Here is a 13,622-nt window from a genome sequence, read left to right on the forward strand (position 1 = left end):
GAGCCGACGTTGTTGTTGATCGTCGTGGAGCCGTCGCTGTTGTACGTGACGTACGACGGCGCGGAGATCGTGCCGGTGGCCGGATCGTAGGTCGCGCCGCCGCCGATCGCGCCGGCCGTGCTGTTGCCCAGGTTCGTGTTGTTGTTCGTGATCGAGCTCAGGCCGGTGGACAGCGAACTGATCCCGGTGGACGTCGCGGTGGACAGCGACGTCAGGCTGCTGTTCGTCGAGCTCAGGCCGGTGGACAACGAACCGACGACCGTCGACGTCGACGTGGACAGCGACGTGATCGTGCTGTTCGTCGAGCTCAAACCGGTGGACAGCGAGCTGATTCCGGTGGAGGTCGAGGTCGACAGCGACACGATCGTGCTGTTCGTCGAACTCAGGCCGGTGGACAACGAGCCGATGCCGGTGGACGCCGAAGTCGACAGCGACGCGATCGTGCTGTCCGTCGAACTCAGGCCAGTGGACAACGACGCGATGCCTGTCGACGTGGACGTCGACAGCGACGTCACCGCGCTATTCGTCGAACTCAGGCCAGTGGACAACGAACTGATGCCCGTCGAAGTCGACGTGGACAGCGACGTGACCGCGCTGTTCGTCGAACTCAGGCCGGTCGACAACGAGCTGATGCCGGTGGAAGCCGACGTCGACAGCGACACGATCGTGCTGTTCGTCGAACTCAGCCCGGTCGACAACGAACCGATGCCCGTCGACGTGGACGTGGACAACGACGTGATGCTCGACAGCGTCGACGTCGACAGCGACGTCACCGCCTGGTTCGTCGCATCGAGCTGCGAGCCGTTGATCGCGTCCGTGCTCGACGGACTGATCCGCCCGGCCGCGACGTTGGTGATCTGGCGCTCGGCGCCGACGTTCCCCACGCTGACGACGCTGGTCGGATTGATGCCGTTGAAGCTGTACGTGACGCCACCGATCGTGCCGGTCGCCGTCGGATTCGGTGCGGCCGTCACCGAACCGGAGCCGAGCGCGACATCGTTTGCGTTGTTCGCGATGGCCGACGCGCCGAACGCGACCGCGCCCGCCGCCGCGGCGGTCGACGTATTGCCGAGCGCGAGCGAACCCGTGCCCTGCGCATTGTTCGTATTCCCGATCGCCACCGCACCGTTGCCGTTCGCGGTGTTGTTCGAGCCCATCGTGACCGCACCGGTGCCGATCGCGCTGCTCGGGTCGCCGATCGCGACCGCGCCGTTGCCGCTCACGGTCTGGCCGAAGCCAAGTGCGACGGCGCCGGTGCCGCCGAGCACCTTCGACAGGTTCCCGCCGGCGATCGAACCCGCGCCCGCGGTCGCGGCGACCGAGTTGCTGTCGCCGATCGCGACGGTCGACGTCGCGGCCGCGATGCTGTTGATGCCGACTGCCGTCGCATTCGCGGCCGACGCCGTCGCACCGGCCCCCAGCGCGCTGGACGACACGCCGGTCGCAAGCGCGAGATTGCCGAGCGCGGTTGCGAACTGCTGCGTCGCGGTCGACTGAACGCCCATCGCAATCGAACTGAGGCCCGATGCGTTGGCATTCAGGGCCAACGCCACCGCATTGTCCGCGCCGGCCGACGTATTCGAGCCCATCGCGATCGAACTCGTGCCCAGGGACTGCGTGCCGGACCCGGGGACGCCCGCGGTTCCGCCCCAGCCGATCGCGATCGACGACGTACCTTTCGCACCTGCGTTGACGCCCATCGCGACGCCGGAATTGCCTGTCACCAGCGCGCCGCTCCCCACCGCAACACCGGCCGTGCCGGTACTCGTCGCCTGGTTGCCGACGGCGATGTTGCCCGTGTCGGTCGCGTGCGCGGCGTAGCCGAGCGCGACGCTTTGCGCGCCGGTCGCGAACGCGCCGAGACCGAGCGCGGCCGCATACTGCCCGGAGGCCGTCGCATTGTTCCCGAGCCCGATGGCCGACACGCCGCTCGCCGTCGCGCCGCTGCCGATCGACACAGTGCCGCTTTGCGTGGCCTGCGACAGATTGCCGATCGCGACCGAATACGCTCCCGATCCGATTGCCTGCACACCCAGCGCGGCGCTATTGACGCCGGTTGCCTGCGAGTTGATGCCGATGGCCGTCGAACCGTCCGCGGTCGCGTGCGCCCCCGGGCCGAGCGCCGTGGCCGACACGCCCGTCGCCGTGGACAGGTTGCCGAGCGCAGTGGAATTCGTCTGCGTCGCGATCGAACCATTACCAATCGCGAGCGAACTCGCGCCGCCGGTCGCGGAACCGCCGCCCGCCGAGTACTGCGCGTAGGCGCCGGTCTGAAACAGACCGAGGTACGCGGCCGCCATCATCACGGCGAGCCGCCGCGGCGATAGCCCCGCCGGCGTGGCAATGTGTGCGGCCACGGTCGCGTCGGCCGCATGCGCTGAAGCACATCGCGTCGACGCGACGCGCTTGCCGCGCGCGCGATCGAGCTCGGACGCCGCAACCCAGGCTCCCAGTGCTTCGTTCCAGATCGACTTGAACGACTTGTTCATCTTGTTTTCCCTCGGTTTAAATTCGCTGGATGACGCGACGGCGCACGCGGCAGGGCAAGGACTGTCTCCGTCTCCGTATCGCCCGTACCGCAACGCTTCCCGACTCACTTCGCACGACTAACTTAAAAGCTGAACGACTTTGCGCGGCACTTGCGACGCACGCCGCGATCACACGACCACAAACCTCGTGTGTCGGTTAGACACGGTCGGTTAGACACGGTCGGTTAGACACGGTCGGTTAGACACGGTCGGTTAGACACGGTCGGTCAGACACGGTCGGTCAGACACGACTTGCGGCTACGACCGGAATGGATCGAATCATGGAAGTCGACCGGGCCGGCCGGGCGCGCGCACGCTGCATGGCACACCGCGGAAACACGCGCGAACGCCATCGCACCGAACCGGCGGCGACTTCGAATCTCATGTGAACGCGTCGTTCAGACGCCGGACGGACGCGCGCCGGCCCGATCCATGGGCCGACCGTCCTGTTTCATTCGGGAGGAGGATGACGCCGCACGCACCCCGTGGCTGAAGCATGCGCCGCCGGATCGCGAACGCTGACAGCCGACACCGGTTCGCGCGTTCCGGTGCTTTGATCTGCCACGCTTTTCATGTTCATGTTTGTCGTGCCGCCTGATTCGAGAGCGCGTTGCGCGCGACCGCCGGCCAGGGAATCCAATTGCCCGGCGGTCGACACGACGTCACTCACCCCTTTCCATCCAGGCGACCGCCGGAACTTTCCGGATTTCCGGAAAACCAGCGAGCGGCTGGATGACCCCTACATCACATTAATCAACTGACTTTCTTTGACTATTTATTGTCGCCTTGTATGTCACACTCTCAGAAGCTTCAAAATCCTTCCATTCATCTTGTATATCAATTCATTCGAAGGATGATGAAGCTCGCATTGCCCTCGTGCCGGCCTTCGCCGCCGCCCAGAATCCCGGAATTTGAGACTATCAGTACGCAATGTCACATTGAATATTGCGCACTGAAACCGGCAGGGCCGCGACCGATATATTTCGCGGCGGTTCCGGTTCCATCGAAGAACCGATAGCCGCGTTGGGGCCTAGTGTGCAGGGTTTCGTCGGATAAAATCTTTTCCTGGACGGACAAATTGTTTTCCCGAGCGGACGACATTTACATTCATACACGCCGACATGGAAATCGGCTCCGACATGAAAGTATTTTTTAACCGGCGATAAATAAAATCTTAATCAGGAGACATTGAATTGGCGAACGCCGCTCGCACCGTGACTTGCTGCCCGCGCGACATATTCCGCTCCAATTCATCGCCCGGGCCAACGCCAATTGCAGAAATCCGGCAGGAAATAACGACCGATATTTTTTCGAATTCGGCATATTTTTCCCGATCCATTTTTTTACGATTTCCTGTCGCCGCGCAAACCGGTCACTGTGTCAAATATTTCCACACGGACCGCGCGGGAACCGCACCGTCGACGATTCTGGCGTCATATAATTTTTTGCAACAATCGGGCACATCGATGCACCGATTCTGACCGGCCTACCTCCCTACGCGTTCGCAACCATGGCATCCCGCTCGTCCAGTCCGGCGTCGCTCCGCGCCACGCCGGATCTCGTTGGCGCACACATTCTTGTCGTAGACGACCGACCGAACGACCTGCGGCTCCTGACGGAGATTCTGCGTGCGGCGCGGTGCCGGATCAGCGTCGCATTCGACGGCTTGCAGGCGTATCACCGCGCGCAGGCAATCGCGCCCGACCTGATCCTGATGGACGTGCGAATGCCGCGCATGGACGGCTTTGCCGCGTGCCGGCTGCTGGCGTCGACGCCGTCCACGCAGAACATTCCCGTGATCATCCTGACCGCCGCGGGCGATCTCGAGGATCGCATCGCCGGGCTCGAAACCGGCGCGCTCGACTACATCGTGAAGCCGTTCGAGCCGGTCGAGGTCATCGCGCGAATCCGTAATCACCTGAAGCGCGCACGGCGCAGCCAGCCGTTCGCGCACCTTCCCGAGTTACCCGATCACCCCGACGCCGCACTCGTGCGCGCCGCGAGCGAAGTGCTGCTGCGCGAACTGCGCAATCCGCCGACGCTCGAGGAACTCGCGCGGCAAGTCGGCACGCATGAAAAAAGGTTGTCGCGCGTGTTCCGCGACCATCTCGGCCAGACCGTATTCGAGTACCTGCGCGACACGCGGCTGCGCGCCGCGAAGCACTTTCTCGCGGAAACGTCGATGGGGATCGGCGACATCGCGGAGGAAATCGGCTTCTCGACGCCCGGCAATTTCGCGACCGCGTTTCGCGAGCGGTTCGGCATCACGCCGTCCGACTGGCGGCGCCAGCGCCCGGCGGCCGATGCACCGCCCGCGTCGCACGACCGGCCGCACGATGCATAGGCGTCGGTCATCGGCGTGGCATGCCGTATTGCTGGTCGTGCTGGCGCTGATCGCCGCGTTCGCCGCGCCCCGCGCCGAAGCGACCGAACACCCAGCGCCCGTCGAAGCAGTCTCGTTGCTCGAGGATCCGGGCAAGACGCTGTCCGTCGATCAGGTCGCCGCGCGGCTTGCCGACCCGCATCACCGCGCGGTCGCGCCGGCGCAGCCGTCGTTCAATATCGAATTCTCCCGCTCGGCATGGTGGGTCGGCGCGACGCTGGTCAATCGAGACGACGTCGCGCGCGATCTGGTTCTGGCGTTGCGCGACGCGCGCGTCGATCGCGCCGACTTCTATGCAAAGCGCGGCGGCACGTGGACGTTCGTCGGCCGTTTCCCCGACGACGCAAACGGCGCGATCCGGCCGCATTCGCGATACCCGGTGCTCGACGCGACGCTGCGTCCGGGCGACGCGTTGCCCGTGCTGATCCGCGTGACGTCGCGCAAGGAAATGCGGCTTGCGCCGGCCGCGTTCACGCGCGACGCGTGGGACGCGAAAGAAATGCGCGCTGCGATGTGGGACTTCGGATTTTTCGGCGGGCTGCTGGCGCTCGTGTGGTGCGCGTTGCTGATCGGCTTCTTCTCGCGCAGCGGCGTATTCCACGTGCTGGCCGGCATCGCGTTGTGCACGACGCTGTTCGAGGCGACGTACCGCGGCTATACCGCACTGATCCTGTGGCCGGGCGCGCGCGAATGGTCCGCGCGCGGCGAAATCGTCTTCGTGTACGTGTCGGTCGCGCTCTTCATCGCGTTCATCCTGATGGTCGCGCACCGCGAAAAGGCCCGGATACCGTTGCGCGCCGTCTACTTGACGATCCTGGGCCTCGAATGCGCGGGCATCGCCGGCGCCGCATTCGGCGACCTGCTGACTTTCACATGGTTCTGCCTGCGGCTGAACACCGTGCTGACGGTGGTGAACATCGGCATCGCGCTCACGCTCGCGATTCGCAGGACACCTACCGGCCGCGTGATGCTGATCGCGGTTACGTTCGCGAGCTTCAACATGCTGCTGCGCGTGCTCGACGGCATGAGCGCGGTGCCGCCGTGGCTGTTCTGGCTCAAGTCGGACGTCTATCCGAATCCGGTGATCGCGATCGTCGGTCTCGCGACGCATCTGCTGGTGCTGGCCGCATGGATCAACCACGTGGGCCGTCAACGCACCGAAGCGCGCAAGCGCCTCGAACACTGGCAGCTCACCGAGCAGGACCGGCTGCGCGACGAGGTCGCGAAGCGCACGGTCGCGCTCAACGACGCGCTGCATCAGGCGAGAACGCACATGCAGCAGAAGATCGAAACGCTCGGCTACGTGAGCCACGACCTGCGCGCGCCGTTGTCGACGATCAACGGCTACGCGAAGCTGCTGCTGCAAAGCGCGACGCGCAGCCAGGCGCGGCTGATCCGCTCGATCGACCGAAGCATCCGCTACCAGCTTGCGCTGATCGACGAGTTGCTGCAATACACGAAGGCCGAACTGCAGCCGCTCGGCATTTCGCCCGACGCGACCGACCTGCCCGGGCTGCTGAACGATATCGGCGATTATGCGGTCGCGCTGTGTTCGCAGCAGAACAACCGGTTCGACTACCGGCCGCTGACGCCGCTGCCGCGCAAGCTGTCGATCGACGGGATCCGGCTGCAGCAGGTGCTGCTGAACCTGCTGTCGAACGCATCGAAGTTCACGCGCGACGGTACGGTTACGTTATCGGTCGGCGCTTATCCGCAACGCGATGCGTGGCGGATCGTGTTCGAAGTCGCCGATACGGGAATCGGCATCGACATCGGCAAGACCACCGACATCTTCCGCGCATACCAGCAGGTGCAGGCGGTGAACGGCGGCACGGGGCTCGGGCTGTTCATCGCACAGCGGATCGTGCGCGCGATGCACGGCGAGCTTGCCGTGTCGAGCCAGCCGGGCGTCGGCACGTCGTTCACGTTCCAGATCGTCGCGCCGGCGATCGGTCACGCGCTGATTCCCGCATCGGCGCTGATGCGGGCCGACGGTCCCGCCGGACTCGCCGATCATGGCGAACTCGTGCCCGATGCGCACGGGATGCACTGCCCGCCCGCCGACGCGCTCGACGAACTGAGCGCGCTCGCCAGCGAAGGCCGTCTCACCGATATCGAGGAATGGCTCGGGCAGCATGCACGCGCGCCGCGGCACGCGGCGTTCGTGCAGGCGATGCGCGAACGCCTCGACGTGCTGGACCTGCACGCGATCGAGCGGCTGGCCGAATCGCTGAAACGCACGGGCATCGCCGATCCGTCGTTCGACCCGGAACCGGACCTGGCCCGGCCGGTGTGATCGCGACGGCGCGCCAGCGTCGCGCACGCTGCCCGCATTCGCTGCGCGGTCGCCCGCGGGGCCCGCATCCGTACGCCCGCAACCGCCATCAAGCAAGCGCGCCAGCCGTCCGCGCACGCCACGCCGGCGCGCGCACGCTCAAGCAGAACGCTGAAAGCCGAACAGGCTGCGCATCGTCGACACCAGCGCCGCATCGTCGCCGGACGCGGCGGGCGTCACGCCGGCCGCATCGCGCTTCGCGCGCTTCGGATCGAGCCCGGTGCCGCCGCTGCGCCGCCGCGCCGCATGCCGCTCGATCACCCGCTGCAGCAGGCAGAACACGCACAGCAGCGCGCCGATCACGATGCGCGTCCACCACGAGCTCAGCGTGCCGTCGAACGTGATCAGCACCTGGATCGTGCCGAGGATGCCGACGCCGAACACCGAGCCGATCACGTAGCCGACGCCGCCGGTCAGCAGCGTGCCGCCGATCACGGTCGCGGCGATCGCGTCGAGTTCCATGCCCTGCCCCTGCAGCCCGTAGCCGGACAGCACGTACAGCGTAAACACCACGCCGCCCAGCGCCGAACAGAAACCGCTCAGCGCATACACGCCGACCTTCGTGCGCGCGACCGGCAGGCCCATCAGCAGCGCCGAGCGCTCGTTGCCGCCGATCGCGTACACGTTGCGGCCGAAGCGCGTGAAATGCGCGACGTAGATCGCGGCGGCCAGCGTCGCGAGCGCGATCAGCGCACCGGCGCTGAGCGTCCCTCCGCCGAGCGGCACGCTGATGCCGGCGAGCGCATGGAACGTCGGCTCGTTGATCGTGATCGACTGCGTCGTGATCAGGAAGCACGCGCCGCGCGCGAGAAACATCCCGGCCAGCGTGACGATGAACGGCTGCAGCCGGAAGTAATGGATCAGCGCGCCCATCGCGGCGCCGTACAGCGCGCCGAACACGAGCACGACCGGCACGATCGCCCACACCGGCCAGTGCAGCCGTTCGGCGCCGACCGCGCACAGGATCGTCGTCAGCGCAACGACCGAGCCGACCGACAGGTCGATGCCGCCCGACACGATCACGAACGTCATCCCGATCGCGACGATCAGCAGGAACGCGTTGTCGACGAGCAGCCCGGTGAGCACCTGCATCGAGAAGAAGCCCGTGTACATCACGGATCCGAAGCCGAACAGCGCGGCGAACAGCACGATCGTCACGACGATCGGCAGCGTGCGCGGGTCGGCAAGCCGTGCGAGGAATCGGTTCATCGCGGCGTCGCTCCGGTGGTGGCGCGCGAACGCGCGAAAGGCAGCAGCCGCGATGCGTGCCGGACCACCAGCGCGCGCGCCGCGTCCGACTGGATCAGCGTCACGACGATCACGACGACCGCCTTCACGACGAGCGTCGCCTCCGGCGGCACGCCGATCGAATAGGTCGTGTAGGTGAGCGTCTGGATGATCAGCGCGCCGAGCACGGAGCCGGCGAGGCTGAAGCGGCCGCCGAGCAGCGACGTGCCGCCGAGCGTCACCGCGAGGATCGCGTCGAGTTCGAGCAGCAGGCCTGCGTTGTTGCCGTCCGCGCTGCGGACGTTCGAGCTCGCGAGAATGCCCGCGAGCGCCGCCATCACGCCCGAGCACAAATACACGCCGAACACGACCGCGCCCGCGCGCAAACCCACGAGCCGCGTCGCGACCGGGTTCACGCCGATCGCGCGGATGAACAGGCCGAGCGCGGTGCGGTTCACCAGCAGCGCGGTCGCCGCGATCGTCGCGATCGCGATCCACACCGCACACGGCACGGCCGCGAGATAGCCGCCGCCAAGTTCGAGGTAGCCGGGCGCGCCGATCGGAATGATCTGCCCGCCGGTCAGCAGCTGCGCGATCCCGCGTCCGGCGACCATCAGGATCAGCGTCGCGATGATCGGCTGCATCCCGACGAACGCGACGAGCACGCCGTTCCACGCGCCGGCGAGCAACCCGACGCCGAGCGCGGCGGCGAGCGCAACACCGACTCGCGCCGGATCGCCGTCGAGCACGATCGCCGCGGCGGCGCCCGCGATCGCGACGATCGCGCCGACCGAGATGTCGATTCCGCGCGTCGCGATCACGAGCGTCATCCCGAGCGACACGATCACGAGCGGCGCCGCGCGATTCAGGATGTCGATCGGCGCGCCGAACAGGTGGCCGTCGAGCAGCGAGACCGACAGGAAGCCCGGCCGATGCGCGACGTCGATCGCGAACAGCAGCGCGAGCGTCAGCAACGGCCACACGAGCGGATGACGAAGCAGCGTACGGAGCCGCATCATGAGCGGCCTCCCGCGATCAGGTGGTACACGTGTTCCTCCGAGGCGTCGGCGCCGGACAGTTCGGCGACCTTGCGGCGATCGCGCAGCACCGCGATGCGGTGGCTCACGCGCACGACTTCACTGATTTCAGACGAAATGAACAGGATCGCGAGCCCCTGCGCGCACAGCGCGAGCACGCGCTCCATGATGTCGAACTTCGCGGCGACGTCGATGCCGCGCGTCGGTTCGTCGAGGATCAACAGTTTCGGTTCCGTCGCGAGCCAGCGCGCGAGCAGCACCTTCTGCTGGTTGCCGCCCGACAGCAGCCCGATCGGCTGTTCCGCGTCGCGCGCCTTGATGCCGAGCCGCGCGATGTAGGTGTCGGCGAGCTCGCGCTGGCGCGCGCGGCTGATCAGCCGCCACCAGCCGCGCCGCGCCTGCAGCGCGAGAACGATGTTCTCGCGGATCGACAGCGCGGCGACGATCCCCTCCTTCTTGCGATCCTCCGGGCAATACGCGATGCCGTTGCGCACCGCGTCGTGCGGCGACGAAAGCCGCTTGCGCGCGCCGTCGATCTCGATCGCGCCGGTGTCGTTGCGCTCGGCCGCGAACGCGAGCCGCGCGGTTTCGGTGCGCCCCGAGCCGAGCAGCCCGGCCAGCCCGACGATTTCGCCGGGCCGCACGTCGAGGTCGAGCGGGCTCATCATCCCGCGCCGGCCGACCTGCTGCATCGACAGGAACGGCGCGGCCGCGCCGGCATCGGGCGACACCGCGGCCGCGCCTGCCCGCAGCGTGCCCGACATCGGTTCGCGGCCGGTCATCTTCGCGACGAGCATGTCGACCGGCAGGTCGCGCGCGAGGTATTCGCCTTCGCGCTCGCCGTTGCGCATCACGGTGATCCGGTCGGATACCGCATACGTCTGTTCGAGGAAGTGCGTGACGAACAGGATCGCGATGCCCGACGCCTTCAGCCGGCGCAGCACGTCGAAGAGCCGCGCGACTTCGCCGTCGTCGAGGCTCGACGTCGGCTCGTCGAGAATCAGCACGCGCGCGTCGACCGACACGGCCCGCGCGATCGCGACCATCTGCTGCACCGCGATCGGATACGAATCGAGCGAGCGCGTGACGTCGAGCGACAGGTCGAGTTCGGCGAGCGCGTCGCGCGAGCGCGCATGGATCGTCTTCCAGTCGATCGCGCCGCGCCGCATCGGCTGCCGGCCCGCGAAGATGTTCTCCGCGACCGACAGGTTCGCGCACAGGTTCACTTCCTGGTACAGCGTCTGGATGCCGGCCGCCTCGGCCTCGCGCGGCGCGGCGAAATTCACCGGCGCGCCGCCGACGCGAATCTCGCCCGCGTCGTGCGCATGCACGCCGGTGAGCACGTTGATCAGCGTCGACTTGCCGGCGCCGTTCTGGCCCATCAGCGCATGGATTTCGCCGGGAAACAGCCGGAAGTTCACGTGCTGCAGCGCACGGACACCCGGAAACGCCTTGTCGATGCCGGTCATCTCGACCACCGGCGAATTCGTCATGGATCGCCCTCGATTCGATGGAGTTGGCGGACGGCGGCCGTTGCGCCGCCGCCCGCGCCGTCGGCGGTGCTCAGTACTTGCGGGTCGGCAGCACCTGCGCCGCGACGTTCATCGGGAACACCGTCTCGTTCGTGACGATCCGCTTCGGCAGCTGCTTGCCGGCGACCACGTCCTTCACGGCCGTCATCAGCTGCGGGCCGAGCAGCGGGCTGCATTCGACGTCGACGTTGATCTTGCCGGCCACCATCGCCTGGAAGCCGCCCTTCGTCGCATCGAACGACACGACGCTCACGTCCTTGCCGGGCTTGATGCCGGCCTCCTCCATCGCCTGGATCGCGCCGAGCGCCATGTCGTCGTTGTGCGCGTAGACGACGTTGATCTGCTTGCCGTAGGTCTTCGCGAACGCTTCCATCACCTGCTTGCCGCCGGCGAGCGTGAAGTCGCCGCTTTGCGACGCGATCACCTTGAACTTCGGATTGTTCTTGATCACTTCGAGCAGGCCCGCGCGGCGATCGTTGGCCGGCGCGGAGCCGACCGTGCCCTGCAGCTCGACGATGTTGATCGGGCCCGCGTCGTTCTTGTAGCGCTCTTCCAGCCAGTGGCCGGCGCGCCGCCCTTCCTCGAGGAAGTCGGAGCCGATCATCGTTACATACAGCGACGGATCCTTCACGTCGACGCCGCGGTCGGTCAGGATCACCGGAATATGCGCCGCCTTCGCTTCGTTCAGCACCGGCTCCCAGCCCGACTCGACCACCGGCGAGAACGCGATCACGTCGGCCTTCTGCGCGATGAACGAGCGAATCGCGCGAATCTGGTTCTCCTGCTTCTGCTGCGCATCCGAGAATTTCAGGTTGATGCCGGCGTCCTTCGCCGCGCTCTTCACCGACACGGTGTTCGCCGTGCGCCACGCGCTTTCCGCGCCGACCTGCGAGAACCCGAGCGTGATCGGCTTTTGCTGCGCGTGCGCGCCGGTGGCCAGCACCGTCGCCGCCGCGACGATCGCGCCGGCCGCCAGCTTCCTGATGAATGTCATGGTTCGTCTCCGATGGTGTCGTTGTATGCCGCGGCGCCGGCCTGGCGCGATGCCGGGCTGTGCTGTTGTGGTTCTGCATGGCGCGGACGCGGGTCGGGGTGCTGCAGGCGCGCGCTTGCGGCCGGCCAGATACCTACCCCCGGATCAGTCTAGGAACAAGTCCGATAACCTTCCAATGAAATCTTGGATTGAAACGATATCGGTATCGGCATACGTATAAACACCTAAGTGCGAGCGCACGGCGCTCGTCGTGCGGTGCGGGCCGTGTCGGCCGGCGTTCGGCGCGGTTGGTCATCAAGGCCATCGCCGGCGCACGAATCTTGCTGCCGCGTCGCCAGCCCCGCTCGCGCATCGCGCGCGGACCGTCACCAAGGAGAACAACGATGCCTGCCGTGCGTGAACACTGCGTCCGCCCCATCCGTGTCCCGGCCGACTGGTGCGCCGCAGCATGAAGAAACGCGCGTCCGTTACGGCGCCTGCGAACGCGTGCGCCGTCGCCCCGCCGCTGCGCCATGTCGACGACCGGCGCCCCGGCTACACGCGCCGCCGGCTGCGCAACGGCTTCGCGTATTACACGCAGGACGGTGTGCGGATCCGCGATGCCGACGAAATCGCCCGCATCAACGCGCTCGCGATCCCGCCCGCGTACACCGACGTATGGATCTGCATGGACCCGCGCGGCCATTTGCAGGCGACCGGCCGCGACGCGCGCGGGCGCAAGCAGTATCGCTATCACCCGCTGTGGCGCGAGACGCGCGACGCGAACAAGTATGCGCGGATGGCGGCATTCGCGCGGGCGCTGCCGCGCATCCGCGCGCGCGTCGCGCGCGACCTCGCGCTGCCCGGGATGCCGCGCGACAAGATCGTCGCGACGATCGTCCGGTTGCTCGACACGACGCTTGCGCGGATCGGCAACGCCGAGTACGCGCGCGAAAACGCGTCGTACGGGCTGACGACGCTGCGCAAGCGCCACGTGACGATCCGCCCGGGGCAGGTGCGGCTGCGCTTCACCGGCAAGAGCGGGATCGAACACGACGTGACCGTCGACGATCCGCGCGTCGGCCGCATCGTGCGGCGTTGCGCGGAGTTGCCCGGGCACGAGCTGTTCCAGTATGTCGACGACGACGGCACGCGCCATTCGGTCGGGTCGTCCGACGTCAACGACTATCTGCGCGACGCGGCGGGCGCGGAATTCACCGCGAAGGATTACCGCACGTGGGCGGGCAGCGTGCAGGCGCTCGCGCTATTGAGGCGGATCCCCCATCAGGGCGTCACGCATGCGCGCAAGCAGATCGTCGAAACGGTGCGGACCGTCGCCGACATCTTGCGCAACACGCCGGCGGTGTGCCGGCGCTGCTATATCCATCCGGTAGTGCTCGATGCGTTCGAGGCCGGGGAGCTCGACACGCTGGAGGTCGTCCGCAAGCCGAGAGGGTTGCGCGCGGATGAGGCGGCGTTCGTGGCGCTGCTGGAGCAGGTGGCGCGGCGGGATCGGCGGCGCGCGCGTCGATGATCCGCCGCCGCGGGCGCACGCCTATCGATGTTCAACGCGCGCGCGCCGGTTCTCGTACTCGTTCGCGGCCCGG

The 13,622-nt window shown here is 67.1% G+C and carries 9 protein-coding genes; 3 read left to right on the forward strand and 6 right to left on the reverse strand.

What is annotated here, in order from left to right; translation table 11 throughout:
- Together BSE24067_RS11790 and BSE24067_RS11795 are read right to left on the reverse strand one after the other, a co-directional pair.
- Nucleotides 1-2,489: ESPR-type extended signal peptide-containing protein (locus BSE24067_RS11790; RefSeq protein WP_302479008.1), on the reverse strand; the 2,489-nt coding region annotated here is incomplete at its 3' end.
- Nucleotides 2,490-3,702: 1,213 nt separating this feature from the next.
- Nucleotides 3,703-3,867, reverse strand: coding sequence for a hypothetical protein (locus BSE24067_RS11795; protein WP_170297426.1), 165 nt, complete (start codon nt 3,865-3,867; stop codon nt 3,703-3,705).
- A 171-nt stretch (nt 3,868-4,038) separates the two neighbouring features.
- Here BSE24067_RS11795 and BSE24067_RS11800 point away from each other — a divergent pair, with 171 nt between their 5' ends.
- Together BSE24067_RS11800 and BSE24067_RS11805 are read left to right on the forward strand one after the other, a co-directional pair.
- Nucleotides 4,039-4,872, forward strand: coding sequence for a response regulator transcription factor (locus BSE24067_RS11800; RefSeq protein WP_151063200.1), 834 nt, complete (start codon nt 4,039-4,041; stop codon nt 4,870-4,872).
- Nucleotides 4,865-7,207, forward strand: a complete 2,343-nt coding sequence (locus tag BSE24067_RS11805; protein ID WP_151063198.1) for a sensor histidine kinase — start codon at nt 4,865-4,867, stop codon at nt 7,205-7,207. The genes BSE24067_RS11800 and BSE24067_RS11805 overlap by 8 nt, the downstream gene beginning before the upstream one ends.
- Before the next feature lie 138 nt (nt 7,208-7,345).
- On the opposite strand, the gene yjfF is transcribed toward BSE24067_RS11805, so the two are convergent.
- The 4 genes from yjfF to BSE24067_RS11825 all read right to left on the reverse strand — a co-directional run bounded on the left by yjfF (nt 7,346) and on the right by BSE24067_RS11825 (nt 12,036).
- Nucleotides 7,346-8,455 (reverse strand): galactofuranose ABC transporter, permease protein YjfF, encoded by a 1,110-nt coding sequence (yjfF, locus tag BSE24067_RS11810; RefSeq protein WP_151063196.1) that lies wholly within the window; start codon nt 8,453-8,455, stop codon nt 7,346-7,348.
- Entirely contained in the window at nt 8,452-9,492 is a 1,041-nt protein-coding gene (locus BSE24067_RS11815) for an ABC transporter permease (protein ID WP_151063195.1), read from the reverse strand. The genes yjfF and BSE24067_RS11815 overlap by 4 nt, the downstream gene beginning before the upstream one ends.
- Nucleotides 9,489-11,003, reverse strand: a complete 1,515-nt coding sequence (locus BSE24067_RS11820; protein WP_151063192.1) for a sugar ABC transporter ATP-binding protein — start codon at nt 11,001-11,003, stop codon at nt 9,489-9,491. The genes BSE24067_RS11815 and BSE24067_RS11820 overlap by 4 nt, the downstream gene beginning before the upstream one ends.
- A 70-nt stretch (nt 11,004-11,073) precedes the next feature.
- Nucleotides 11,074-12,036 (reverse strand): ABC transporter substrate-binding protein, encoded by a 963-nt coding sequence (locus BSE24067_RS11825; RefSeq protein ID WP_151063190.1) that lies wholly within the window; start codon nt 12,034-12,036, stop codon nt 11,074-11,076.
- Between the two features lie 448 nt (nt 12,037-12,484).
- On the opposite strand from BSE24067_RS11825, the gene BSE24067_RS11830 reads away from it, so the two are divergent.
- The gene (locus BSE24067_RS11830; RefSeq protein WP_151063186.1) at nt 12,485-13,549 is read left to right on the forward strand and encodes a DNA topoisomerase IB; all 1,065 of its coding nucleotides are present in this window, start codon (nt 12,485-12,487) and stop codon (nt 13,547-13,549) included.
- Nucleotides 13,550-13,622: the final 73 nt, after the last annotated feature.

Origin of the sequence: Burkholderia latens, from assembly GCF_902499045.1 — a bacterium.
GTDB lineage: Bacteria > Pseudomonadota > Gammaproteobacteria > Burkholderiales > Burkholderiaceae > Burkholderia > Burkholderia latens.